The 24787-nt window shown below is 60.1% G+C and carries 28 protein-coding genes; 15 read left to right on the top strand and 13 right to left on the bottom strand.

Going from position 1 to position 24787, the window contains the following annotated elements; all coding sequences use genetic code 11:
• Positions 1 to 113 precede the first annotated feature (113 nt).
• Positions 114 to 575: a TlpA family protein disulfide reductase gene (locus tag ASE80_RS27770; protein ID WP_056861719.1), complete on the bottom strand. Its 462-nt coding sequence runs from the start codon at positions 573 to 575 to the stop codon at positions 114 to 116.
• Between the two features lie 116 nt (positions 576 to 691).
• On the opposite strand from ASE80_RS27770, the gene arsC reads away from it, so the two are divergent.
• From arsC to ASE80_RS27755, 3 genes are read left to right on the top strand one after another with little or no spacing between them, the layout of a single operon-like run.
• A complete protein-coding gene (arsC, locus tag ASE80_RS27765) occupies positions 692 to 1045 on the top strand; it encodes an arsenate reductase (glutaredoxin) (protein ID WP_056861718.1) in 354 nt (117 codons plus the stop codon).
• Positions 1042 to 1656 carry an NAD(P)H:quinone oxidoreductase gene (gene wrbA / locus ASE80_RS27760; protein ID WP_056861717.1) on the top strand — a complete coding sequence of 205 codons (615 nt, stop codon included), beginning with the start codon at positions 1042 to 1044 and terminating at the stop codon, positions 1654 to 1656. Before arsC ends, wrbA begins: the two co-directional genes overlap by 4 nt.
• Positions 1640 to 2047, top strand: a complete 408-nt coding sequence (locus ASE80_RS27755; RefSeq protein WP_056861716.1) for a DUF2069 domain-containing protein — start codon at positions 1640 to 1642, stop codon at positions 2045 to 2047. The genes wrbA and ASE80_RS27755 overlap by 17 nt, the downstream gene beginning before the upstream one ends.
• Before the next feature lie 124 nt (positions 2048 to 2171).
• Here ASE80_RS27755 and ASE80_RS27750 read toward each other — a convergent pair whose 3' ends face one another.
• Both ASE80_RS27750 and ttcA read right to left on the bottom strand, forming a co-directional pair.
• Positions 2172 to 2843 (bottom strand): DNA-3-methyladenine glycosylase I, encoded by a 672-nt coding sequence (locus ASE80_RS27750; protein WP_056861715.1) that lies wholly within the window; start codon positions 2841 to 2843, stop codon positions 2172 to 2174.
• A gap of 67 nt (positions 2844 to 2910) precedes the next feature.
• The gene (ttcA, locus tag ASE80_RS27745; RefSeq protein WP_056861714.1) at positions 2911 to 3735 is read right to left on the bottom strand and encodes a tRNA 2-thiocytidine(32) synthetase TtcA; all 825 of its coding nucleotides are present in this window, start codon (positions 3733 to 3735) and stop codon (positions 2911 to 2913) included.
• Between the two features lie 366 nt (positions 3736 to 4101).
• On the opposite strand from ttcA, the gene ASE80_RS27740 reads away from it, so the two are divergent.
• Both ASE80_RS27740 and ASE80_RS27735 read left to right on the top strand, forming a co-directional pair.
• Entirely contained in the window at positions 4102 to 4704 is a 603-nt protein-coding gene (locus ASE80_RS27740; protein WP_056861713.1) for a Yip1 family protein, read from the top strand.
• A 127-nt stretch (positions 4705 to 4831) separates the two neighbouring features.
• Entirely contained in the window at positions 4832 to 5326 is a 495-nt protein-coding gene (locus tag ASE80_RS27735; RefSeq protein WP_056861886.1) for a SprT family zinc-dependent metalloprotease, read from the top strand.
• A gap of 93 nt (positions 5327 to 5419) precedes the next feature.
• Here ASE80_RS27735 and ASE80_RS27730 read toward each other — a convergent pair whose 3' ends face one another.
• On the bottom strand, positions 5420 to 6595 hold the full coding sequence (locus ASE80_RS27730; protein ID WP_056861712.1) for a CaiB/BaiF CoA transferase family protein: 1176 nt from the start codon (positions 6593 to 6595) through the stop codon (positions 5420 to 5422).
• Positions 6596 to 6752: 157 nt separating this feature from the next.
• On the opposite strand from ASE80_RS27730, the gene tusD reads away from it, so the two are divergent.
• From tusD to ASE80_RS27700, 6 genes are all read left to right on the top strand, one after another.
• Complete coding sequence (tusD, locus tag ASE80_RS27725) at positions 6753 to 7145, top strand: sulfurtransferase complex subunit TusD (RefSeq protein ID WP_056861885.1); 393 nt, start codon at positions 6753 to 6755, stop codon at positions 7143 to 7145.
• A gap of 1 nt (position 7146) precedes the next feature.
• Positions 7147 to 7497, top strand: a complete 351-nt coding sequence (gene tusC / locus ASE80_RS27720) for a sulfurtransferase complex subunit TusC (protein ID WP_056861711.1) — start codon at positions 7147 to 7149, stop codon at positions 7495 to 7497.
• On the top strand, positions 7497 to 7775 hold the full coding sequence (tusB, locus tag ASE80_RS27715) for a sulfurtransferase complex subunit TusB (RefSeq protein WP_017136584.1): 279 nt from the start codon (positions 7497 to 7499) through the stop codon (positions 7773 to 7775). Before tusC ends, tusB begins: the two co-directional genes overlap by 1 nt.
• A complete protein-coding gene (locus ASE80_RS27710) occupies positions 7772 to 8107 on the top strand; it encodes a TusE/DsrC/DsvC family sulfur relay protein (protein ID WP_056861710.1) in 336 nt (111 codons plus the stop codon). The genes tusB and ASE80_RS27710 overlap by 4 nt, the downstream gene beginning before the upstream one ends.
• The gene (locus tag ASE80_RS27705; protein ID WP_056861709.1) at positions 8104 to 9105 is read left to right on the top strand and encodes a glycosyl transferase family protein; all 1002 of its coding nucleotides are present in this window, start codon (positions 8104 to 8106) and stop codon (positions 9103 to 9105) included. The genes ASE80_RS27710 and ASE80_RS27705 overlap by 4 nt, the downstream gene beginning before the upstream one ends.
• 88 nt (positions 9106 to 9193) lie before the next feature.
• Positions 9194 to 10189, top strand: a complete 996-nt coding sequence (locus ASE80_RS27700; protein WP_056861708.1) for a glutathione S-transferase family protein — start codon at positions 9194 to 9196, stop codon at positions 10187 to 10189.
• Positions 10190 to 10236: 47 nt separating this feature from the next.
• On the opposite strand, the gene cysG is transcribed toward ASE80_RS27700, so the two are convergent.
• The 6 genes from cysG to ASE80_RS27670 are packed head-to-tail and all read right to left on the bottom strand — an operon-like array spanning position 10237 to position 17732.
• On the bottom strand, positions 10237 to 11631 hold the full coding sequence (cysG, locus tag ASE80_RS27695; RefSeq protein WP_017137497.1) for a siroheme synthase CysG: 1395 nt from the start codon (positions 11629 to 11631) through the stop codon (positions 10237 to 10239).
• Positions 11632 to 12912, bottom strand: coding sequence for a serine--tRNA ligase (gene serS / locus ASE80_RS27690; protein ID WP_056861707.1), 1281 nt, complete (start codon positions 12910 to 12912; stop codon positions 11632 to 11634).
• Positions 12913 to 12928: 16 nt separating this feature from the next.
• Positions 12929 to 13303: a fluoride efflux transporter CrcB gene (gene crcB / locus ASE80_RS27685; protein WP_003232122.1), complete on the bottom strand. Its 375-nt coding sequence runs from the start codon at positions 13301 to 13303 to the stop codon at positions 12929 to 12931.
• Positions 13303 to 14625 (bottom strand): replication-associated recombination protein A, encoded by a 1323-nt coding sequence (locus tag ASE80_RS27680; RefSeq protein ID WP_017137500.1) that lies wholly within the window; start codon positions 14623 to 14625, stop codon positions 13303 to 13305. Before ASE80_RS27680 ends, crcB begins: the two co-directional genes overlap by 1 nt.
• A gap of 23 nt (positions 14626 to 14648) precedes the next feature.
• The gene (gene lolA / locus ASE80_RS27675; RefSeq protein WP_017137501.1) at positions 14649 to 15272 is read right to left on the bottom strand and encodes an outer membrane lipoprotein chaperone LolA; all 624 of its coding nucleotides are present in this window, start codon (positions 15270 to 15272) and stop codon (positions 14649 to 14651) included.
• Positions 15273 to 15326: 54 nt separating this feature from the next.
• Complete coding sequence (locus tag ASE80_RS27670; protein WP_056861706.1) at positions 15327 to 17732, bottom strand: DNA translocase FtsK; 2406 nt, start codon at positions 17730 to 17732, stop codon at positions 15327 to 15329.
• 494 nt (positions 17733 to 18226) lie between these two features.
• On the opposite strand from ASE80_RS27670, the gene aat reads away from it, so the two are divergent.
• The 3 genes from aat (at position 18227) to infA (ending at position 19990) form a co-directional block, all read left to right on the top strand.
• Positions 18227 to 18907: a leucyl/phenylalanyl-tRNA--protein transferase gene (gene aat / locus ASE80_RS27665; RefSeq protein WP_056861705.1), complete on the top strand. Its 681-nt coding sequence runs from the start codon at positions 18227 to 18229 to the stop codon at positions 18905 to 18907.
• A 56-nt stretch (positions 18908 to 18963) separates the two neighbouring features.
• Positions 18964 to 19671: an arginyltransferase gene (locus ASE80_RS27660; protein WP_056861704.1), complete on the top strand. Its 708-nt coding sequence runs from the start codon at positions 18964 to 18966 to the stop codon at positions 19669 to 19671.
• A 100-nt stretch (positions 19672 to 19771) separates the two neighbouring features.
• On the top strand, positions 19772 to 19990 hold the full coding sequence (infA, locus tag ASE80_RS27655) for a translation initiation factor IF-1 (protein ID WP_002553999.1): 219 nt from the start codon (positions 19772 to 19774) through the stop codon (positions 19988 to 19990).
• A 234-nt stretch (positions 19991 to 20224) separates the two neighbouring features.
• Here infA and clpA read toward each other — a convergent pair whose 3' ends face one another.
• Together clpA and clpS are read right to left on the bottom strand one after the other, a co-directional pair.
• Positions 20225 to 22495 (bottom strand): ATP-dependent Clp protease ATP-binding subunit ClpA, encoded by a 2271-nt coding sequence (gene clpA, locus ASE80_RS27650; protein WP_056861703.1) that lies wholly within the window; start codon positions 22493 to 22495, stop codon positions 20225 to 20227.
• A 29-nt stretch (positions 22496 to 22524) separates the two neighbouring features.
• Positions 22525 to 22893 (bottom strand): ATP-dependent Clp protease adapter ClpS, encoded by a 369-nt coding sequence (gene clpS / locus ASE80_RS27645; RefSeq protein ID WP_005789091.1) that lies wholly within the window; start codon positions 22891 to 22893, stop codon positions 22525 to 22527.
• Between the two features lie 225 nt (positions 22894 to 23118).
• Here clpS and ASE80_RS31630 point away from each other — a divergent pair, with 225 nt between their 5' ends.
• Entirely contained in the window at positions 23119 to 23430 is a 312-nt protein-coding gene (locus tag ASE80_RS31630) for a cold shock domain-containing protein (protein WP_056861884.1), read from the top strand.
• Positions 23431 to 23511: 81 nt separating this feature from the next.
• Here the strand turns inward: ASE80_RS31630 and icd are convergent, their stop codons facing one another.
• Positions 23512 to 24768, bottom strand: coding sequence for an NADP-dependent isocitrate dehydrogenase (gene icd / locus ASE80_RS27635; RefSeq protein ID WP_056861702.1), 1257 nt, complete (start codon positions 24766 to 24768; stop codon positions 23512 to 23514).
• Between the last annotated feature and the right edge of the window lie 19 nt (positions 24769 to 24787).

The following is a 24787-nucleotide window of genomic DNA, read 5'->3' as shown; positions in this document are numbered from 1 at the left end:
CGTCAGACCGGATCGGCTTTTCTGTGGGAGCTGGCTTGCCTGCGATAGCATCACCGCGGTGTACCTGATACAACCGCGCCAGCCGCATCGCAGGCAAGCCAGCTCCCACAGGTTTAACCACGCAAGGCTTTGAGCTTGGCCAACACGCCTTCCGCCGTCTGCTCACCCATCAGCTGTTCACGCACCTTGCCCTTGTCATCAATGATGTAAGTCACCGGCAGCGCCTCGCTGCGCGGAACATCGAAAATCTCTTCCGGGTTCTGCGCCAGCACCGTGAACTTGATCCCCAGCTTCTCGCTGGCGGCCTTGAGTTCTTCCCCCTGTACGTTGTCGAAATTGACCCCGAACACGCCCACGTTCTGGCCTTTCAGCTGTTCGGCCAAGGCATTCAGTTCCGGAATTTCCGTGCGGCACGGGCCACACCATTCGGCCCAGTAATTGACCACCACCCATTGTTTGTCCAGGCGTTCGGCCGCCACTTTCTTGCCATATTGGTCAACGCCGTAATCGTTACCGCAGCCGCTGAGCAGCAGGGTTGTGATGATCGCCAATGCACCGATCAGTCGCCTAGTCATGGGGTAATCCTTCGCAAAAAATGAACGTTGGCTGCGACCTATCGCCTCTTACGGTTTAAGGACGGGTCGCCGCGCAGGTAGAATACCCGCCACCTTACGCAAGATGCGACCCGCACATGACCGATCTGACGCTTTATCACAACCCGCGCTGCTCGAAATCGCGCGGTGCGCTCGAACTGCTGGAAGCCCGCGGCCTGAACCCGACCGTGGTGCGCTACCTCGAAACCCCGCTGGACGCCGCGCAACTCAAGGCCTTGCTCGGCAAGCTGAACATCAGCGCGCGCCAACTGCTGCGCACCGGCGAAGATGAATACAAAACCCTTAACCTGGCCGACGCCAGCCTCAGCGAAGCGCAGTTGATTGCCGCGATTGCCGCGCACCCGAAGCTGATGGAACGCCCGATCCTGGCAACCGCCGACAAAGCCGTCATCGGCCGCCCACCGGAAAACGTGCTGGAGTTGCTGCCGTGACCGCGCCCTATGTGCTGGTGCTGTATTACAGCCGCAATGGCTCGGTAAGCGAGATGGCTCGGCAGATTGCCCGGGGCATCGAACAAGGTGGCCTGGAAGCACGCCTGCGCACCGTACCGGCGATTTCCACCGAGTGCGAAGCCGTGGCGCCGAGCATCCCGGACGAAGGCGCGTTGTATGCAAGCCTGGATGACCTGAAGAATTGCTCGGGCCTGGCCCTGGGCAGCCCGACGCGCTTTGGCAACATGGCCGCGCCGCTCAAGTACTTCCTCGATGGCACCAGCAACCTGTGGCTCACCGGCGCACTCGTGGGCAAACCGGCTGGCGTGTTCACCTCCACCGCCAGCCTGCACGGCGGCCAGGAAACCACGCTGATGTCGATGCTGCTGCCGCTGCTGCACCACGGCATGCTGATCACCGGTCTGCCCTACAGCGAACAGGCCTTGCTCGACACCCAGGGAGGTGGCACGCCGTATGGCGCCAGCCACCATTCCGGGCCGGACGGCAAACGCCTGCTCGATCAGCACGAAATCACCCTGTGCCGCGCCCTCGGCCTGCGCCTGGCCACCACCGCCACGCTGCTGGAGAACGGCCGTGGCCAGAAAGCCTAAGGTCCTGCCGCCCCAGGCGTGGCTGGAACCACGGGTCAAGGCGGCACGCGTACTGAGCCTGTTGGCTTTTTTGGGGCTGGTGGGCTTGCTGTGCGTGTATTACCTGTTCATCGCCGACCTGCACGGGGCGCGCCCGTGGGTGATCCTGCTGATCGAGTTGGTGCCGCTGCTGGTGCTGGCGCCGGGCATGCTATTGGGCAGCGCGCGCGGGCATTCGTGGATGTGCTTTGTGGTGAACCTGTATTTCATCAAGGGCGCACTGGCGGCGTATGACCCTAACCGGCAGTGGTTCGGGGTGCTGGAGATGCTGGCGAGTCTGGCGGTGTTTTGTACCGCGCTGTTGTATGTGCGGTGGCGGCATCAGTTGAATCGGCGGTTGGCGCAAGTCTGATAGGAATTTGGCGCCGGACAGTCAGTCTTCGCGAGCAAGCCCGCTCCCACATCTATCCGAGTACATCCTTTGGAATGCGGTCGAATGTGGGAGCTGGCTTGCCTGCGATAGCCTCACCTCGGTCTCAATGATTCACCGTGTAGGCCAGCATCATCGACAGCTGGCACATCGGCCGCCCACTCTCGGCATGCCATTGATTAAACGCGCCCTGCACCGTCGCCAAGTCCCGCAGGCTGGTCGGCGCCTTGTCGACGATCTTCTGTGCATTCAACGCCGCGACCACGTCATCGCTCGGCACAAACGTATCCTTGCCCACCATGCGCAAAAACCGCGGCGCCGACAGCCCGCCCAACTGGTGCCCGTGCTTGCTCAGGTACTTCCACAAGCTGACGATATCGGTCACCGGCCATTCGGCGATAAACGCGCCGAAGCTGCCCTTTTCCTGCTCGATGTCCAGGATCATCTGCGCATTGCGCGGCACGCTTTTGAGTTTGCCCAGGTGGCGAATGATGCGTGTGTCCTGCATCAGGCGCTCCAGGCGCTCGGCGCCCATCAGCACGACTTTTTCCGGGTCGAAGCCGAAGAACACCTGCTCGAACGCCGGCCATTTGGCATCCACCACGCTGTGCTTCAAGCCCGCGCGAAATACCCGCAGCGCCAGGGTCGACAGGTAACGGTCATCACTGATCTTGCGCAATTGCGCCGGGGTCTTGGGTACAGGCAGGTGGGCTTCCAGCTCGGCTGCTGAACCAAAGCGGTTCAGACAATATTCGTGCAGCCACTTGTAATCGCGCATGCCCTCTCCTGGCAGTTGAATGGAAAACGGCGCCCGTAAGCGCCGTCTTTCAGAGCGTTGAAACGTCTTAGAGGTTCACCACATTGACGAAGCGCGACGCGGCGCTTTCGTCGATTTTCAGGCTGGTGAAATCGAACAGGTTGCGGTCGGCCAGCTGCGATGGCTGCACATTCTGCAAGCTGCGGAAGATGCTCTCGGTACGGCCCGGGGTCTTGCGCTCCCAGTCCACCAGCATGTCCTTGACCACCTGGCGCTGCAGGTTTTCCTGGGAGCCGCACAGGTTGCACGGGATGATCGGGAATTGCTTGAAGTCGGAGTAAGCCTGGATGTCCTTCTCGTTGCAATACGCCAGCGGACGGATCACCACGTTGCGGCCGTCATCGGCACGCAGCTTGGGCGGCATGGCCTTGAGCGAGCCGTTGAAGAACATATTGAGAAAAAAGGTCTCGACGATGTCATCGCGGTGATGCCCCAGGGCCATCTTGGTCGCGCCGATCTCATCGGCAAAGGTGTAAAGCGTGCCACGGCGCAGGCGTGAGCACAGCGAGCAGGTGGTCTTGCCCTCGGGGATCAGCTCCTTGACCACCGAGTAGGTATCTTTCTCGACGATGTGGTACTCCACGCCCAGCGCTTTGAGATAGGCCGGCAGCACGTGCTCCGGGAAGCCCGGTTGTTTCTGGTCCATGTTGACGGCAACGATCTGAAACTGGATCGGCGCGACCTTTTGCAGGTGCAGCAGCACGTCGAGCATGGTGTAGCTGTCTTTGCCGCCGGAGAGGCAGACCATGACCTTGTCGCCGTCCTCGATCATGTTGAAATCGGCGACCGCTTCCCCGGCCAGGCGACGCAGGCGTTTTTGCAGTTTGTTCTGGTTGACCGTAAGAGTGCCCATGGCGCTTGGATCCGCTAGAGGTGTGTGACGAAAAGCCGGGCATTTTACCGCTAAGACTGGCCGAGTTCCAATGTGGGAGCGGGCTTGCTCGCGAAGGCGCTGTACCTGTGATGAATGTATCAACTGACACGACGCTTTCGCGAGCAAGCCCGCTCCCACATTTCCAATCGCGCCTTGCCTGACAGACCTCACCGCGATTAGCGCCAATGTTTACAGCGCAATTTGCTCTAAAGCCCTACAGTTTTTCCGGTCATCACTTCCTATACTGCGACGTAAGGTCGCACAACTATCCAGGACCTTATGTGGCCATTTGGCCCGTGGGCGCTCCGATGGGGGGCGATGGTAATAACGACAGGAGTGACTGGCATGATCCATCACGTCGTGGGGCTGTTTACCCATCCCGACCAGGAATGGCGGGAAATTCGTGGCGATAAGGAAGAAAGTATCGGCCACATGTACCTCACTCACACTTTGATTCTCGCGGCGATCCCTGCCGTCTCGGCCTTTATCGGCACCACCCGGGTCGGCTGGGTTATCGGCAATCGCGCCCCGGTCATGTTGACCCAGGAAAGTGCGCTGTGGATGACTCTCATGTCCTACGCGGCAATGCTCGGCGGCGTGGCGGTGATGGGCGCCTTCATCCATTGGATGGCCCGTACCTACGATGCCAGCCCCAGCATGGCGCGTTGCGTCGCGTTTGCCACTTACACCGCGACCCCGTTGTTTATCGGCGGGCTGGCGGCGCTCTATCCGCATATGTGGCTGGGCATGGTCGTGGGCACGGCGGCTATCTGTTACACGGTGTACTTGCTGTATGTGGGGCTGCCGACGTTTATGAACATCGACCCGGACGAGGGCTTCCTGTTTTCCAGCTCGGTACTGGCCGTGGGCCTGGTGGTACTGGTGGCAATCATGGCGTTTACCGTGATCGTCTGGGGGCTGGGCGTAGGCCCGATCTACACCAACTAAGCGGATCAACCACAGGCAAAGCCACCGCAAGGTGGCTTTGTGCGTTATGCATGACCATTCGGCGCCTGACAGATTCGGAAACACCTGCTTTTGCGGCATACTGGACGTCTCTGGAGATATGGTCAGCATGCCCGAGCAACTCAATACCCGCGTCGAAGATTGTTTCCTGCAAGCCGAATCCTTTTTTAAACGAAGCTTCAAACGCCCCCAGGTCAGCCTCAAGCTGCGGGGCCAGAAGGCCGGTGTCGCGCATTTGCACGAGAACCTGCTGCGTTTCAACCCACAGTTGTACCGCGAAAACAGCCAACACTTCCTCAAGCAGACCGTGGCCCATGAGGTCGCGCACCTGATCGCCCACCAATTATTTGGCGAGCGCATCCAGCCCCATGGCGAGGAATGGCAGCTGATCATGCGCGGGGTGTACGAACTGCCGCCGGATCGTTGCCACACGTATGAGATCAAGCGCCGCCAGGTGACCCGGTATATCTACCGTTGCCCCTGTGCCGACAGCGATTTCCCGTTTTCGGCCCAGAGGCATGGACTGGTGAATCAGGGGCGGCGGTATTTGTGCAGGCGGTGTCGGCACACTTTGGTGTACACAGGGGAAACTCGGGTGGAGTGAGGGCCTCATCGCGGGCAAGCCCGCTCCCACATTTGACCGCGCCGCCTATCTAATGTGGGAGCTGGCTTGCCTGCGATGGCGTCAGATCAGGCACTAACCAACAACCTTGGCCCGCCGCAACTCGTCTATCCGCTGAGCACTAAACCCCAACTCAGCCAGCACTTCATCACTGTGCGCCCCCACCGCCACACCGATATGCCGAGGCTGCGGCAAACCCTCGGAAAACTTCAACGGGCAGGCCAGTTGCGCCTGGGTCGAGCCATCACCCCGTGGCACCTGGCTGACCAGCTCCCGCGCCTTCAACTGTGGGTGCTCCAGCGCTTCACTCAGGCTCAGCACCGGCTCGACACACGCATCCACTCCGGCGAACAACTCACACAGCTCATCAAAGCTGCGCTTCTCAAACTCGACCTGCAACGCCAGCTTCAGGGCTTTTTGCTGCTCGGGTTTGAGGCTTTGCATGGCTAGCTCCGGCCTTCCCAGCGCGTCGCACAACTGCCGCATAAACGCCGGTTCCAGGCTGCCCACCGACATCCAGCGCCCATCACGCGAGCGGTAGTAATCGTAGAAACTGCCGCCGTTGAGCACATGGTTCTCCCAATCAGGTTCCACACCACAGGCCAGGTAGCCCGCACCGGCCATGGCATTCAGGCTGAACGAACAGTCGGTCATGCTCACATCCAGGTATTGGCCGACGCCACTGTGCTGGCGGGCAATCACGGCGGCGAGCAACCCCACTACCGCGTGCAGCGACCCACCGCCGACATCCGCCAATTGCACGCCCAGCGGCAACGGCCCACTGTCCTGGCGACCGGTGTAGCTGGCCACGCCGGCCAACGCGAGGTAGTTGATATCGTGTCCGGCGCGGTCTTTATAAGGCCCCGTCTGACCGTAACCGGTGATCGACACATAAATCAGCCTGGGGTTGAGCGCCTTCAGCGCCTCATAACCCAGGCCAAGGCGTTCCATCACCCCGGGCCGGAACTGCTCGAGGACAATGTCGTAGTCCTTGACCAGCTCACGCACGATCTGCAGCGCCTCGGCCTGCTTGAGGTCCAGTGCCAGGCTGCGCTTGTTGCGATTGAGATACGCATGGCTCGCCGAGGTCCCTTGATCATGGGGCGGCAGCACACGCAACAGGTCCATGCGCGTGGCCGATTCAATACGCAGCACCTCGGCGCCCATGTCCGCCAGCATCAGGGACGCGAACGGGCCAGGCAGCAAGGTGGAAAAATCCAGCACTTTGAGGGACGCCAAGGGACCTGACATAAACACTCCATTTCGGTTGCGACTGCCCACAGCCTAGGCAGCCTTGCGCCTGGCGGCAATCGTCAGAACGATCAGCGACAGTGACCGTTTTGATCACGGCGGGCTTTTTCGCGGCGGCGGCTTTATCATTGGCCCACGTTTGCTGGCAGAGTGTTCCATGAAGTTTGCGATTGCAGTATTTTCCGCCGCCCATGCGCCCTCCTCGCGCCGCGCCTTGCTGTTCGCCCAGGCAGCGCTGGCCGGTGGGCATGAGATTGTGCGGCTGTTTTTTTATCAGGATGGCGTGTACAGCGCTGCCAATAACATCGTTGCGCCCCAGGATGAGCAGGACATTGCCCGCAAGTGGCGTGAGTTTGTCAGCCAGCATCAGCTCGACGGCGTGGTGTGCATCGCCGCTGCCTTGCGCCGTGGCGTACTCAATACAGAGGAAGCCACGCGCTACCAACGCAGTGCGGTGAACCTCGACGCGCCGTGGGCGTTGTCGGGCCTGGGGCAATTGCATGACGCCATCCAGGCTGCCGACCGCCTGATCTGTTTTGGAGGGCCGTGAGATGGCCAAGTCTTTATTGGTAATCAGCCGCCAGGCACCGTGGTCCGGGCCGAGCGCGCGCGAAGCGCTGGATATCGTATTGGCCGGTGGCGCCTTTGACCTGCCGATTGGCCTGCTGTTTATGGACGATGGCGTGTTCCAGCTGGCAACGCATCAGGACGCCAAGGCTGTGCAGCAAAAAGACCTCAGCGCCAACCTGCAGGCGCTGGGCCTGTTCGGCATTGATGAGGTGTTTGCTTGCAGCCACAGCCTTGCCGAGCGCAGCCTCGCGACACCTGCCGGCGCGCAGGCGCTGGACAACGCCGCGATCACCCAATTGATTGACCGTTATGACCAGGTGATGACCCTCTGATGTCGACTTTGCACGTGGTATCTCACTCCCCGTTTACCGATAGCCGCCTGGCCAGTTGCCTGCGCGTGTGCGGTGCCGAGGACGCCATCCTGCTGTGTGGCGACGGCGCCTACGGCCTGCACAACGCAGCCCTGCAAACCCGTGGCGTGAAGGTGTTTGTACTGGCCGAAGACATGCAGGCGCGCAACCTGCCCCTGCCGGACTGGGCCGACAGCGTCGACTACCCAGGTTTCGTGCAGCTGTCGATCGACTACAGCAAGGTCAACACCTGGCTATGAACACCCTGACCGTAGGCGAACGCACGCTTGAGCTGGACAAGGACGGCTACCTCGTCGACCTGAATGACTGGTCCACCGACGTGGCCATTGCCCTGGCCGCCGCTGAACCCCTGGAATTGACCGTCGAGCATTGGGAAATCCTCGAACTGCTGCGCGGGTTTTACGCCGAGTTCCAGCTGTCTCCGGCCACGCGCCCGCTGATCAAGTACACAGCTTTAAAGCTCGGCCCGCACAAGGGCAACAGCTTGCACCTCAACACACTGTTCAACGGCACTCCCGCCAAACTCGCCGCCAAGCTGGCGGGCCTGCCCAGGCCGACGAATTGCTTATGACCGACTTTGCCCCGCTGACCCTTGAAACCCCCGCCGAGCACCCGTTTGCGCAGTTCGTGCGCATCCTGGGCAAAGGCAAGCGCGGCGCGCGCAACCTCACCCGTGAGGAAGCCCGCGAAGCCATGGGCATGCTGCTCGACGAAAAAGTCGAAGACACTCAGCTCGGCGCCTTCCTGATGCTGCTGCGTCACAAAGAGGAGAGCCCGGAAGAACTCGCCGGTTTCACCGAAGCCGTGCGCGAACGCCTGAAGGCGCCGGGGCTGAATGTGGACATCGATTGGCCGACCTACGCCGGTAAAAAACGCCACCTGCCGTGGTATCTATTGGCGGCCAAGTGCCTGGCGCAAAACGGCGTGCGCATCCTGATGCACGGCGGCGGCGCCCATACGGCGGGCCGCTTGTACACCGAGCAATTGCTGCAAGGCCTGCAAATCCCGCTGTGTCGCAATTGGCAACAGGTCGAGACGGCGTTCGAGCAAGGCAACCTGGCGTTTATCCCGCTGGGTGACTGGGCGCCGCAACTGCAACGCATGATCGACTTGCGCAACACCCTGGGCCTGCGCTCACCTATTCATTCCCTGGCGCGCCTGCTCAACCCGCTGAATGCGCGTTGCGGCTTGCAAAGCATTTTCCACCCCGGTTACCAGGGCGTGCACCGCGATGCCAGCGGCCTGCTGGGCGATAACGTGATTGTGGTGAAAGGCGATGGCGGCGAAGTCGAGATCAACCCCGACACGATCAGCCACTTGTATGGCACCACCGGCGGTCAGAGTTGGGACGAAGAATGGCCCGCCCTCTCCGCCCAGCGCCACGTCAAACCGGCCAGCCTGGAACCCGAGCATTTAAAAGCCTTGTGGCGCGGCGATGTCGAGGACAGTTACCCGCAACTGGCGCTGATCGCGACCATGGCCCTGGCCCTGCGCGGCCTCGGCCACTCACGGGAGCAGGCGTTCGAATTGGCCCGGCAATTCTGGGATGCGCGGGATAAATCGATTTAATCGATAATTACCGCCCGGTCTTTGCGCTTTTAGTTCGAACTCATCCCTTTAGACTGGGCTCCAACGCTTATTAGCCAAGGAGCCAGTCATGGGTTTGCTGATCGAAGGACACTGGAAAGACCAGTGGTACGAAAGTAGCGCAGACGGCGCGTTCCAGCGCGAGCAGGCGCAACGCCGCAATTGGGTGACCGCCGATGGCGAGCCTGGCCCCAGTGGCGACGGCGGTTTCAAGGCCGAAGCCGGTCGTTACCACCTGTATGTGTCCCTGGCGTGCCCGTGGGCCCATCGCACGCTGATCCTGCGCAAACTCAAGGGTTTGGAGAGCCTGATCGACGTATCCGTGGTCAGTTGGCTGATGCTTGAAAACGGCTGGACCTTCGACAAGGCTCACGGCTCGACCGGTGATAAGCTCGACGGTTTCGACTTCATGCACCAACGTTATATCGCAGACACCGCCGATTACACCGGGCGTGTCACCGTGCCAGTGCTGTGGGACAAGAAGCTCAAGCGCATCGTCAGCAATGAATCAGCGGAGATCATCCGCATGTTCAACAGTGCGTTTAACGGGCTGACCGGCAATACCCTGGATTTCTACCCCGAAGCCCTGCGCTCGACAATCGATACGCTGAACGAGCGCATCTACCCCGCGGTGAACAACGGCGTGTACCGCGCAGGGTTTGCCACCTCGCAGCAGGCGTATGAAAGTGCATTTGATGATGTGTTTGCCGAACTGGATCACCTGGAACAGCACCTGGCTGAGCAGCGCTACCTGGCCGGTGAATACCTGACCGAAGCCGATGTGCGGCTGTTCACCACGCTGATTCGCTTTGATGCGGTGTATTACAGCCACTTCAAATGCAACCTGCGCCGGATTGCCGACTATCCGCATTTGTCGAACTGGCTAAGGGAGTTGTATCAGTGGCCGGGCGTGGCCGAGACGGTGGATTTTGCGCATATCAAGGGGCATTACTATGCGAGCCATCGGACCATCAACCCGACCGGGATTGTGCCGAAGGGGCCATTGCAGAGGTTTGATGCCGAGCATGATCGGGCGCGGTTGAGCGGTAAAGGTGTCTGGAACTGAGAACACCATGTGGCGAGGGAGCTTGCTCCCTCGCCACAGCGGCGATTTCAGACCTGGGATTGCGCGCCTTCAAACCACTTGAGTTTCTCGCGCAACACCACCACCTCACCGACAATCACCAGTGTCGGCGCATGCACTTCATGCTCCGCCACCATGCGTGGCAAGTCCGCCAGGGTGCCGGTAAACACGCGCTGGTTGGACGTGGTGCCCTGCTGGATCAACGCCGCCGGGGTATCTGCCGCGCGCCCGTGCTTGATCAGTTGCTCACAGATGATCGGCAAGCCGATCAGGCCCATGTAGAACACCAACGTTTGCGACGGCCCTACCAGGTCATGCCAGGGCAGGTCCGAGGTCCCGTTCTTTAAATGCCCGGTGATAAAGCGCACCGACTGCGCATAGTCACGGTGCGTCAGCGGAATCCCCGCATACGCCGCGCAACCGCTGGCTGCCGTGATCCCCGGCACCACCTGGAACGGGATGCCATGGGCCGCCAGTTCTTCGATCTCTTCGCCGCCACGGCCGAAGATGAACGGATCGCCACCTTTGAGTCGCAGCACACGCTTGCCCTGCTTGGCCAGGTCCACCAGTTGCTGGTTGATCTGGTCCTGCGGCACGGCATGGTCGGCGCGACGTTTGCCGACGTAGATACGCTCGGCGTCACGGCGGCACAGCTCAAGAATCGCCGGGGCCACCAGGCGGTCATACAGCACCACGTCGGCTTGCTGCATCAAGCGCAAGGCGCGGAAGGTCAGCAGGTCCGGATCACCCGGGCCTGCACCCACCAGATAGACTTCGCCCGGCGCATACGGCGGCGCGCCATTGACCTTTTCGATCAACAGACGCTCGGCTTCATCGCCCTGCCCGGCCAATTGACGGTCGGCGATCGGGCCTTGGAAAACCTCTTCCCAAAAAGCCCGACGCTGCTGCACATCCGGGTACAAACCTTTGACCTGGGCGCGAAAACGCGCCGCCAAACCGGCCAGTTGGCCATAGGTCGACGGAATCCAGGTTTCCAGCTTGGCGCGGATCAAGCGCGCCAGCACCGGCGCATCGCCGCCGCTGGACACCGCAATCACCAAGGGTGAACGGTCGACAATCGCCGGGAAGATCACGCTGCACAAGGCGGGCGCGTCCACCACATTGACCGGCACACAGCGGCGCTTGGCATCGCTGGACACTTGCGCATTCAGCGGTTCGTCGTCCGTGGCCGCGATAATCAGCACGCAGCCATCAAGGTCTGCCTCCTGATAACCGCGCAAAATCAGGTCCCCGCCACTGCCCAGCACCAGCTCTCGCAACTGGTCTTCGATCTGGGGAGCAACCACCCGCAGCAATGCACCGGCGTCGGCCAGCAGCCGGGATTTGCGCAAGGCAATCTCCCCGCCACCGACGACCAACACACGACTGCCGCGCAGGTTATGAAACAGCGGCAGAAATTCCATTTAGCCGATGACCTCAACGCCGCCCATGTACGGCTTGAGCACTTCCGGCACGCGGATGGAACCATCGGCCTGCTGGTAGTTTTCCAGCACGGCCACCAGGGTACGACCTACGGCCAGGCCCGAGCCGTTGAGGGTATGCACCAGTTCCGGCTTGCCGGTTTCCGGGTTACGGAAACGCGCCTGCATGCGACGGGCCTGGAAATCACCGCAGTTGGAGCACGACGAAATCTCGCGGTACTTGTCCTGGCTCGGCACCCACACTTCGAGGTCGTAGGTTTTCACGGCGCTGAAACCCATGTCGCCAGTGCACAGCGCCAGTACGCGGTACGGCAGCTCCAGCAGTTGCAGGACGCGCTCGGCGTTGGCGGTCAGGCCTTCCAGGGCTTCCATGGAGGTCGACGGCTCTACAACCTGCACCATTTCAACCTTGTCGAACTGGTGCTGACGGATCATGCCGCGCGTGTCACGGCCCGAGGCACCGGCTTCGCTACGGAAGCACGGGCTGTGAGCCACGAACTTGATCGGCAGTTGCTTGGCGTCGAGGATTTCACCGGCGACGATATTGGTCAGCGACACTTCGGCGGTCGGGATCAGGTACAGGTCGGCTTCGCCGTCGCGGCTGATCTTGAACAGGTCTTCTTCGAACTTCGGCAGCTGGCTGGTGCCCATCAGCGCCGGCGCCTGCACCAGATACGGCGTGTACACTTCTTCGTAGCCGTGTTCAGCGGTGTGCAGGTTGATCATGAACTGCGCCAGGGCACGGTGCATGCGCGCAATCGGGCCGCGCAGCAGAGCAAAGCGTGCGCCGGACATTTTGGCAGCGGTTTCGAAGTCCAGGCCGCCGGTCAGTTCGCCCAACGCAACGTGGTCCTTGATCTCGAAATCGAAGGCTTTTGGCGTGCCCCAGCGGCGCACTTCGACGTTGCCGTCTTCGTCTTCGCCAATTGGCACGGATTCGTGCGGAATATTCGGGATGCCCAGCAGGATCGAATCCAGCTCGGTCTGAATGCCTTCCAGCTCGACTTTGCCGTCGGACAGCTCGGTGCCCATACGCTCGACGTCCGCCATCAACGGCGCGATGTCTTCGCCGCGCTGCTTGGCCTGACCGATGGATTTGGAACGCGCATTACGCTCAGCCTGCAGTGCTTCGGTGCGGGTCTGGACGGTCTTGCGCTGTTCTTCCAGCGCTTCGATGCGCGCAACATCCAAGGCAAAGCCACGGGATGCCAGGCGGTCCGCTACGTCCTGAAGGTTGCTACGTAACAGTTTGGAATCGAGCATGTCGGTCTCTCGTTTATCAAAGTTTGGTCAAGGACAGGCCGGCCCAGGTGGCGAGCAGCCCGCCGAACACGCTGATGCCCAGGTAACCGAAAGCTACCAAAGCTTGCCCGCTTTCCAGCAGGCGCAGCGTATCCAGTGAAAAGGATGAAAAGGTCGTAAGACCGCCTACAAAGCCGACAATCAAGCCGGCGCGAATCTCAATCGGCACTTCGGGACGCAACAGGAACCAGCCGTACAACAGGCCGATAATCAGGCAACCCACCAGGTTGACCGCCAGGGTCGCCGCATAAAAATGCTTCGGCCAGTTGGCGCTGACCCAAGTGCCGGTGGCGAAACGCAATAATGTACCAGCGATACCCGCGGCGGACACGGCAAGAATGGTCTTGAGCACTACTTTCTCCGCTGTTTTGGGCTGAGGCGGTCGAGTTGGGCGAGGTGATTGAGCTTTTCACCGATTTTCAGCTCCAGGCCACGGGGCACCGGCTGATAAAGCGGCAAGGGCTCAAGCTCATCGGGGAAGTAGTCTTCGCCGGCCGCGTAGGCGTCCGGCTCATCGTGGGCATAGCGATACTCGTCGCCATACCCCAATTGTTTCATCAGCTTGGTCGGCGCATTGCGCAGGTGCATCGGCACTTCAAGGGAGCCGTATTCGGCAGCGGCGCGCAGGGCGGATTTGAAACCCATGTACACCGCGTTGCTTTTTGGCGCACAGGCCAGGTAGGTGATGGCCTGGGCCACGGCCAACTCGCCTTCCGGGCTGCCGAGGCGCTCCTGCACATCCCAGGCGGCCAGGCACAGGCTCAGGGCACGCGGGTCGGCGTTGCCGATGTCTTCGCTGGCCATGCGCACCACGCGGCGCGCCAGGTACAGAGGGTCGCACCCGCCGTCGATCATGCGCGCAAACCAGTACAACGCGCCGTCGGGGTTGGAACCGCGCACCGATTTGTGCAGCGCCGATATCTGGTCGTAGAAGGCTTCGCCGCCCTTGTCGAAACGGCGGCGCGTGTCGCCAAGCAGGCTTTGCAACAGGTCGACGCCAATCTCGTGGCCGTCTTCGGCCAGGTCCGAGGCGTTCTCCAGCAGGTTCAGAAAGCGCCGGCCATCGCCATCGGCGGCGGCCAGCAGAATCTTGAAGCCTTCTTCGCTGACACTCAGCTGGCGCTTGCCCAAGCCCTTGTCTTCGCTCAGGGCCCTGTGCAGCAGCTTTTGCATCGCCGCTTCGTCCAGGCTCTTGAGCACATAGACACGCGCTCGCGAGAGCAAGGCGTTGTTGAGTTCAAACGAAGGGTTTTCGGTGGTCGCGCCAATGAATATCAAAGTGCCGTCTTCAACGTACGGCAAAAAAGCATCCTGCTGCGACTTGTTGAAGCGATGCACTTCGTCGACGAACAGGATGGTGCGCTTGCCATACTGACCAGCTTGTTGCTTGGCGACTTCTACCGCCTGGCGAATCTCCTTGACCCCGGCCAGCACCGCCGAGACTGTTTCGAAGTGCGCATCCGAGACTTTCGCCAGCAGCCGCGCCAGGGTGGTTTTACCCACACCCGGCGGCCCCCAGAAAATCATCGAGTGCAGCGCCCCCTGCTCCAGGGCTTCGCGCAGAGGCTTGCCGCGAGCGAGCAGGTGTTCTTGCCCGACGTACTCGTCCAGGTTGGTGGAACGCAAGCGCGCCGCCAGGGGCTGAGCAATCGGGTCACTTCGAAACAAATCCATGGGCAGCGTTTGAAACCTCTAGTTTATTCCTGGATCACGTCGGCACCCTTGGGGATGACAAACTTGAACTTGGATGCATCCACCGGCTGGTTAGCCTTGACGCCGGAGAACAGGATATCGGTGCGTTGGCCAACACTGTCGATCAGGCGCATGTTGTTGATCACGCCGTTGCCGAACGACAGGTTCAGGCTGTCAAACAGCGTGTCCTTGGATTTGGGCTTGAGGGTGAACTCAATCACGTTGCTGGTTTGCTTGGAGGTGATGTCGAAGCTGTCGTTGATCTTCGACACATCGCCCGACAGCAGCAGCGCCGGCGTCTGGTTCAAACGCGGATCGAGCTTCTTGATGGTCGCCTGTTCCAGGTCCGGGTCCCACAGGGTGACCTTCTGGCCATCGGAAACGATGGTCTGCTCGGCCTTGCCTTCGGTGTGCCAATAGAACAGCCCAGGGCGCTGCACGGCCATTTCGCCTTCGGTTTGCTGCAACTGGGTACCACCGGCATCCAGGGTCAGTTGGGAGAAGCGCGCGGTCAGGGTCTTGGATTTGTCCAACAGGTTGGTCAGGCTGGCCACCGAGGCCGGATCAGCGTGGGCCGAAACAGCAGTCAGGGCCAGTGCAGGCAACAACAGCATGCGGATAAAGCGCATGGGAATCCTCATTGAGTCGTCAGGACGCGCCGCGTGTTGCCACGCGGCACGGGGTCAGTCGCGCATCTGCCCGGGGGCGATGACTTCACGCGAACCGTTGGTGTTCATGGCGGTCACGACGCCGGCATTTTCCATGGATTCGATCATGCGGGCGGCGCGGTTGTAGCCGATTTTGAGCTTGCGCTGCACCGCAGAGATCGAGGCGCGACGGCTTTCGAGTACGAACGCCACGGCTTCGTCGTAGAGCGCGTCGGTTTCGGCATCGTCATCACCGCCGCTGCCGCCGTCGAAGCCGCTGCCGGCCTCTTCCACGCCCGCGAGGATGTCGTCGTTGTATTCCGGCGCGCCACGCAGTTTCCAGGCTTCGACCACGCGATGCACTTCGTCATCGGAGACGAACGCACCGTGCACGCGAATCGGCAGACTGGTGCCCGGCGGCATGTAGAGCATGTCACCGTGGCCGAGCAGTTGCTCGGCGCCACCCTGGTCGATGATGGTGCGCGAGTCGATCTTGCTGGAGACCTGGAACGCCATCCGCGTTGGAATGTTGGCCTTGATCAAGCCGGTGATCACATCCACCGACGGCCGCTGGGTCGCGAGGATCAAGTGAATACCGGCCGCACGCGCCTTTTGGGCGATACGCGCGATCAGTTCTTCAACCTTTTTGCCGACGATCATCATCATGTCGGCAAACTCGTCGACCACCACCACGATGGTCGGCAGCTTGGTCAGCAGCGGCGCTTCGTCGTGGATGCTTTCACGCTTGTACAGCGGGTCGGTCAGCGGTGTACCGGCGTCCTGGGCTTCCTTGACCTTGGCATTGAAGCCCGACAGGTTACGCACGCCCATCTTCGCCATCAGCTTGTAGCGGCGCTCCATCTCGGCGACGCTCCAGCGCAGGGCGTTGGCGGCGTCCTTCATGTCAGTCACCACCGGGCACAGCAGGTGCGGGATGCCTTCGTAGATCGACAATTCGAGCATCTTCGGGTCGATCATGATCAGCTTGGCGTCATCCGGGCCGGACTTGAACAGGATCGACAGGATCATCGCGTTCACGCCCACCGACTTACCGGAACCGGTGGTACCGGCCACCAGCAAGTGCGGCATTTTCGCAAGGTCGGTGATCACCGGCTTGCCGCCGATATCGTGGCCGAGGGCCAGGGTGACCGGCGATTTGAAGTTGTCGTATTCCGGGGTCGACAGCACCTCGGAGAAGCGCACGATCTGGCGGTCTTCGTTGGGAATCTCGATGCCGACGGTGGTCTTGCCGGGGATCACTTCCACCACACGCACACTGGTCACGGCCAGGGAACGGGCCAGGTCTTTGGCCAGGTTGGAGATACGGCTGACCTTGACGCCGGCGGCCGGCTGGATTTCGTAACGGGTAATCACCGGGCCTGGGTGGATCGAATCCACCGAGACTTCGACGCCGAATTCCTTGAGCTTGATTTCCAGCAGATGGCCAACCGCCGCCAGGGATTCCGGGGAATAGTTGAGTTGTTTCTTTTCGGCCGGGTCGAGAATCGAGATCGGCGGCAAGGTGCCTTCGACGGCGCTGTCGACAAACAACGGCGCCTGCTTCTCTTTCTGCACACGATGGCTCGGCTCGGGCGCTTTGGGCGGTGCCGGGGCAATCACCGGCGGCACCTGCTTCTCGCGGTCCGACATGTGCTTGCTCAGGGCCTGCTCGCGCTCGATAAGGCGTTCCTTGACCTTGGCCTGCTCGCGGCGGTCCGGCGTACTCGGGGCCACCACTTCGTTAACGCGGGTGTCCACCTCGCGCAGTTGCGCGACCATGCGCTTGCGATCGACTCGGGCCGACCACCAACGGTTGGCCGCGCCCTGGAACAGCTCGAGCAGGTCCAGGGTGATCTTGCCGGTCACGTCCATCACCTTGAACCACGACAGGTCGGTGAACACGGTGAGGCCGAACAGGAACAGCGCGATAAACATCAAGGTACTGCCCTGGATGTTCAGGGTCTTGCGCGCCAGGTCGCCGAGGCTTTCGCCCAACGCCCCGCCCGCGCCCGCCGGCAGGCCGGTAGGTGCATGAAAATGGATGTGCGCCAGCGCCGCGCCGGACAACACCAGGAACACCAGGCCGATCAGGCGCCAGGAGAACAGCCAGCCGCTCCACTGCCACGGTTCGTGACGCTGGCGGAAGATCTGCCAGGTCTTGATCGCCAGCAACAGCGGGAAGATATAGGCAAAGTAGCCCAGCACCATAAACAGGATATCGGCGCTGTAGGAACCGGCGGGGCCGCCGAAGTTCTGCACGTCTTCGATCTTGCTGTTGTGGCTCCAGCCCGGATCGTCCTTGCCATAGGTGAGCAAGGCCATCATCAGGAACAGGCACAGGGCGCCAATAGCGATCAGCGCGCCTTCCTTGAGTCGATAATGCAGGTGCTGGCGCCAGGCCGGCACGACTGCTGCTTTAGGTGTTGCGGCGGATTTCTTCAAAACGGGTCTATTCCTGCGCCTTTAGCGCGTCCATCTGTTGAATGACTGCATACTGCTCAATCCGAGCAGCTGAAAAATGAACGAATGTCGCTGAAACTACTTTTAACATTGGGTGATGAACAGGTGAAAGGGCGATAACGCCACAATGCCCGCATTGTACGGGTTTGCGTCGGCGATGCCACGTACTTGCCCTCACCCGACGGCCTGCACAGATGATGTGTCACAGCCTGTTCAATTTGAGCATGCATTGCCTTTGCTGACAAAGGCTTATGCGCTGTTTTTATCAAAGCAGGCAAGCTTGGCAATTGGCCTGCATCGCCCAGACCCGATTACGACCGCACCTGTGGGGCAGAGTTGCAGAAACACCCGTTAACGCTATTGCGCGCCGATGCCCGATTCGGGCTGGCCCCACAGCGGCTTGTCGACAATAATCACCCCACATGCGGCAGGCGTCATACCTGCCACTCCCCTCCCCTACCGTAAGCCTGGATGCCATGCTGACCTGGTTGCAACGCGATTCCCTGACTTTCCCGCCGCTGGCCAAGGCCATGCGCGAACCCAATGGCTTGCTGGCTGCCGGCGGCGACCTGTCGGCCGAGCGACTGATCCAGGCCTATCGCCATGGCTGCTTCCCGTGGTTCTCCGACGGCCAGCCGATCCTCTGGTGGTCTCCAGACCCACGCACGGTGATATTCCCCGACGAACTGCACGTATCACGCAGCCTGGGCAAACTGTTGCGCCAGCAGCGCTACAGCGTGACCTTCGACCAGGACTTTGCCGCCGTCATCCAGGCCTGCGCCGCGCCCCGCGCTTATGCGGACGGCACCTGGATCACCGAAGGCATCCAAAGTGCCTACCTGGAACTGCACCGGCGCGGTTACGCGCACTCCGTTGAAGTGTGGGATGACGGCAAGCTGGTCGGCGGCCTGTATGGCCTGGCCATGGGCCGATTGTTTTTTGGCGAATCGATGTTCAGCCGCGCCGACAATGCCTCCAAGTTCGGCTTTGCCACACTGACCCGCCAGTTGCAGGCCTGGGGTTTTGTACTGATCGACTGCCAGATGCCCAATGACCACCTGCACAGCCTCGGCGCCCTCGCCATACCACGCAGTGAATTTGCCGATTTCCTGCGTAACCATTTGGACCAACCCAGCTCTGGCCCGTGGGTTTCCTAGGCGACTTGCGCGTACCTGGCATACACTTATTTCAAAGCTTAACCCGAGGGTTGATCATGACCGAGCTGGCGCGCTTGAAGTTTTATGCCACTCAAGCCCACTCTTGCAGCTATCTGCCTGACGAGCAGGCCACCACACTGTTCCTCGACCCCAGCCAGCCGATGGACGTGCATGTGTATGCCGACCTTTCGGAGATGGGCTTTCGGCGCAGTGGCGATCACCTGTACCGGCCCCATTGCCAGAATTGCAATGCGTGCGTGCCTGCGCGCATCCCGGTTGCGCAGTTTTTGCCGGACCGTAACCAGAAACGCATTCTCAAACGCAACGCCGACCTGACGGTCACGGCCACCAAGCCACAGTACAGCGAAGAATATTTCGATCTTTACCAGCGTTACATCGAACAACGCCACGCAGATGGCGACATGTTCCCGCCCAGCCGTGATCAGTTTTCGACCTTCCTGGTGCGCGACCTGCCCTTCTCACGCTTCTATGAGTTTCGCCTGGACGGCCGCCTGCTGGCGGTGGCGGTGACCGACCTGCTGCCCAACGGCCTGTCGGCGGTCTACACCTTCTATGAGCCGGCCGAAGAACGCCGCAGCCTTGGGCGCTTTGCGATTTTGTGGCAAATCGGTGAAGCCCTGCGCCTGGAACTGGAGGCGGTGTACCTCGGATACTGGATCAAGAACTGCAAAAAGATGAACTACAAGACCCAATATCGGCCCATTGAGCTGCTGATTAATCAAAGATGGGTAACGCTTAACTAGAACCCCTTGGCTTAAACACCCTTTTTCGGGCACAATGCACGCCGCTTTTGCCTGGCGCAGTTGCACCGGGCCATTCACTGGATACCGAGGGCTTTACTGCATGTCGAAAGAAGACAGCTTCGAAATGGAAGGCACTGTCGTCGACACCCTGCCCAACACCATGTTTCGTGTGGAGTTGGAAAATGGGCACGTCGTAACCGCGCATATCTCCGGCAAGATGCGCAAGAACTACATTCGTATTCTTACCGGTGACAAAGTGCGCGTCGAGCTGACGCCCTATGACTTGAGCAAAGGGCGCATCACTTACCGCGCTCGTTAAGCAAGTCAATACAAAACGCCCGGTTATGCCGGGCGTTTTTGTGTGTGCGTTATTTATGCAGCACCACAAATACCTGTGGGAGCTGGCTTGCCTGCGATAGCGGTGTTTCTGCTGGTGCATCTCTAGCTGACCCACCGCTATCGCAGGCAAGCCAGCTCCCACAGTAGATCCCCAGCGAGTTCGAGACAGCAAAAAGGCGCCTTGCGGCGCCTTTTGCGTTGTTGCGATCAGCTATCAGGCCATTTCGGCCGTGGTTTCGAACTCGAAGGTCAGCTCGCCATCCTTCAGGTCGATATGCACCACGCCGCCATGGTCGGAAAGCTCGCCAAACAGGATCTCTTCGGCCAGTGGCCGCTTGATCTTGTCCTGGATCAGACGCGCCATTGGGCGAGCGCCCATTGCCGAGTCGTAGCCGCCTTCGGCCAGCCAGTTGCGCGCCGCATCCGTCACTTCCAGCTGCACGCGCTTGTCTTCCAGCTGCGCTTGAAGCTCGGTAAGGAACTTGTCCACCACGCTTTTGATGACCTCATGGCTGAGGCGACCAAACTGGATAATGGTGTCCAGACGGTTGCGGAACTCCGGCGTAAAGCTCTTCTTGATCACTTCCATCGCGTCGGATGAGTGATCCTGATGCGTGAAGCCAATGGAGGCCCGCGCAGCAGTCTCGGCACCGGCGTTGGTGGTCATGATCACGATGACGTTGCGGAAGTCCGCCTTGCGCCCGTTGTTGTCGGTCAGGGTGCCGTGGTCCATGACCTGCAGCAGCAGGTTGAAGACTTCCGGGTGGGCCTTCTCGATTTCATCGAGCAGCAACACGCAGTGCGGCTGCTTGGTGATGGCTTCGGTCAGCAGGCCGCCCTGGTCGAACCCGACATAGCCCGGAGGCGCGCCGATCAGGCGCGACACGGTGTGGCGCTCCATGTATTCGGACATGTCGAAACGTACCAGTTCAATGCCCATGGCCTTGGCCAGTTGGCGCGCAGCTTCGGTCTTGCCGACGCCGGTCGGGCCTGCGAACAGGAACGAACCGACCGGTTTGTCCGGCGACTTGAGGCCCGCGCGCGACAATTTGATCGCAGTGGACAACGCGTCGATAGCCGCATCCTGACCGAACACCGTGAGCTTGAGGTCGCGCTCCAGGTTACGCAGCAGCTCCTTGTCGGAACTGTTGACGTGCTTAGGCGGAATACGTGCGATCTTGGCCACGATGTCCTCGACTTGAGGCACGTCGATGCGCTTCACACGCTTCTCGACCGGCTGCAGGCGCTGGTAGGCACCCGCCTCGTCGATCACGTCGATGGCCTTGTCCGGCATATGCCGGTCATTGATGTAGCGCGATGCCAGCTCCGCAGCGGCACGCAGGGCTTCATCGGTGTACTCGATGCCGTGGTGGGCCTCGAAGCGCCCCTTGAGGCCGCGCAGGATGCCGATGGTGTCTTCAACCGAAGGCTCGGACACGTCGACTTTCTGGAAGCGACGCGCCAGGGCACGGTCTTTTTCGAAGATGCCGCGAAATTCCTGGAAGGTGGTCGAACCGATGCAACGGATATCACCCGACGACAGCAGCGGCTTGAGCAGGTTGGAGGCGTCCATCACCCCACCCGACGCCGCACCGGCGCCAATGATGGTGTGGATTTCATCGATAAACAGGATCGCCTGCGGGCGTTTTTTAAGCTCGCCGAGCAACGCCTTGAAGCGTTTCTCGAAATCGCCACGGTACTTGGTCCCGGCGAGCAGCGCGCCCAGGTCAAGGGAGTAGACGACGCTGTTGGCCAGCAGATCCGGCACCTGGTTATCCACGATGCGCTTGGCCAGGCCTTCGGCAATCGCGGTTTTACCCACGCCCGCCTCGCCCACCAGCAATGGGTTGTTCTTGCGACGACGCGCGAGGATCTGCGCTACACGCTCAACCTCAAGCTCACGCCCCACCAGCGGATCGATCCGCCCCTGGCGCGCCAGTTCGTTAAGGTTGCTGGCATAGGCATCCAGTGGATTGCCCGAAGAAGAAGACTCACCGCCCTCGTCGTCCTGCATATCCTGCTCACCCTCGGAATGATCGCCGTGCCCTGGCACCTTGGAGATACCGTGGGCGATGTAGTTGACGACATCAATACGGGCAACGCTCTGCTGCTTGAGCAGGAACACTGCCTGGCTTTCCTGCTCGCTGAAAATCGCCACCAGCACATTGGCGCCCGTGACCTCACGCTTACCGGAGCTCTGTACGTGGAAGACAGCACGCTGCAACACCCGCTGGAAGCCCAGGGTTGGCTGGGTCTCACGGTCCTCGTCATGCACGGGGATCAGTGGCGTGGTGGAGTCGATAAACTCCTGCAGGTCATGCTTGAGTTTGTCGAGGTTGGCGCCGCACGCACGCAGAACGGTGGCGGCAGCTTCGTTATCCAAAAGTGCCAGCAGCAGGTGTTCGACGGTCATGAATTCATGACGCTTCGAACGGGCCTCCTTGAAGGCAAGATTGAGGGTGACTTCGAGCTCGCGGTTTAACATAGCTTCACCTCATACCCAAGTGGTCGGCGTTAACCGTCCTTCTCGATTTCACAGAGTAGCGGATGCTGGCTTTCCCTGGCGTACTGGTTGACCTGCATGGCCTTTGTCTCGGCGATGTCACGGGTAAACACTCCACATACTGCCCGTCCTTCTGTGTGAACGGCCAGCATTACCTTGGTCGCCAGCTCGCGGTTCAGGTTAAAAAACACCTCGAGCACTTCGACGACGAAATCCATCGGTGTGTAGTCATCATTAAACAAAACCACCTTGTACATCGGCGGCGCCTGTAGAGCAGGCTTCGCCTCCTGGACAGCAATGCCTGCAGAACCGTCGTCATCGTGTTCCTGATCCGGGCGATCCTGATTGAATGTTAGTCGAATCTGGCTGTTTGCATGCATGGAAAGAAAGGTTCGTCAGTGGTTCAAATACAGTGGTGGGGGCGACCTGTCAGATTTTCAACTACTGACCGGTTGGTCGCCTTGACTATCGGCGAAACGGTGTTACAACCAATAGAACCCACAGTGGGTAAAAAAGGTCCGCGCAGTCAACCTTATTTATTCGGGTTAGGACGGATAAACTGGATGATACTCCAGTGATGGAGTCTGGTGCAGAGGGATATGGTTATGTCTGGCGTCAAGATCAGTGGCAAGGTCAAGTGGTTCAACAATGCCAAGGGGTACGGGTTCATTATTGCGGACAGCAACCCTTATGAAGACCTCTTCGCGCATTTCTCAGCGATTACCATGGATGGGTACAAGACACTAAAAGCGGGCCAACCAGTAGAGTTTGATATTATCCAGGGCCCGAAAGGCATGCATGCTGTCGCAATCTGCACCGCATGCGCAGCCGCACCCGGAACAGCCCACGACCAATCTCACGAAACGAAGGCCAAGGCAGATCAGCCCTCTCAATCAAAAAAGAAGCAACCGGCCTGATCAGCTTTTAAGCAAGTCACCTGAATAAAAAACCGGCCTTCCTGACTCAGTCAGGAGGGCCGGTTTTTTTATAAGCTTCTTTTACATATGCGAAATCAACGCATCACCAAAGCCCGACGACGAGACCAATTTCGCCCCATCCATCAGACGCTCGAAGTCATAGGTCACGGTCTTCGCCGAAATCGCACCATTGGTACCCTTGATGATCAGATCCGCCGCTTCCGTCCAACCCATGTGCCGCAGCATCATCTCCGCCGACAGAATCAACGAACCCGGATTGACCTGATCCTTGCCTGCATATTTAGGCGCAGTACCGTGGGTGGCTTCGAACATCGCCACGGTGTCGGAAAGGTTGGCCCCCGGCGCAATACCAATGCCACCTACTTCCGCCGCCAGCGCGTCAGACAGGTAGTCACCGTTAAGGTTAAGCGTGGCAATCACATCATATTCCGCCGGACGCAACAGAATCTGCTGGAGCATGGCGTCGGCAATCGCGTCCTTGACCACTACATTCTTGCCGGTTTTGGGGTTTTTGAACTGCATCCACGGGCCGCCGTCGAGCAGGGTCGCGCCAAATTCCTTTTCGGCAATACCGTACGCCCACTCTTTGAAGGCACCTTCGGTGAACTTCATGATGTTGCCTTTGTGCACAATGGTCAGCGAATCGCGGTCATTATCCACTACATATTGCAGGGCTTTGCGCGCCAGTCGCTCAGTGCCTTCTTTGGAAACCGGCTTGATGCCAATCCCGCAGTCCTGGTCGAAACGGATCTTGGTAACGCCCATTTCTTCCTTGAGGAACTTGATCACCTTGATCGCTTCCGGCGACCCGGCCTTCCACTCGATACCGGCATAAATGTCTTCGGAGTTTTCACGGAAGATGGTCATGTCCACATCGCCAGGCTTCTTGACCGGGCTGGGCACACCTTCAAACCAGCGCACCGGGCGCAGGCACACATACAAATCGAGCTGCTGACGCAGGGCCACGTTCAGCGAACGGATGCCGCCGCCCACCGGCGTGGTCAGCGGGCCTTTGATGGAAACCACGTAATCCTTGACCGCATCCAGGGTTTCCTGGGGCAGCCAGGTGTCCTGGTCGTAGACTTGAGTCGCCTTCTCGCCGGCATACACCTCCATCCAGGAGATTTTGCGCTTACCGCCGTAGGCCTTTTCAACAGCTGCGTCGACCACCTTGATCATCACCGGGCTGATGTCGACGCCAATACCGTCGCCTTCTATATAAGGGATGATCGGTTGGTCAGGAACATTGAGAGAATGGTCTGCATTGACGGTGATTTTGTCGCCGACTGCCGGAACCTGAATCTTCTTGTATCCCATGCTGAACTCCATCTATGGA

The organism is Pseudomonas sp. Leaf15 (assembly GCF_001421425.1).
GTDB classification, from domain to species: domain Bacteria; phylum Pseudomonadota; class Gammaproteobacteria; order Pseudomonadales; family Pseudomonadaceae; genus Aquipseudomonas; species Aquipseudomonas salomonii.
Note: the sequence above shows the minus strand (reverse complement) of the source record. Positions and strands in the feature narration are given on the sequence as shown.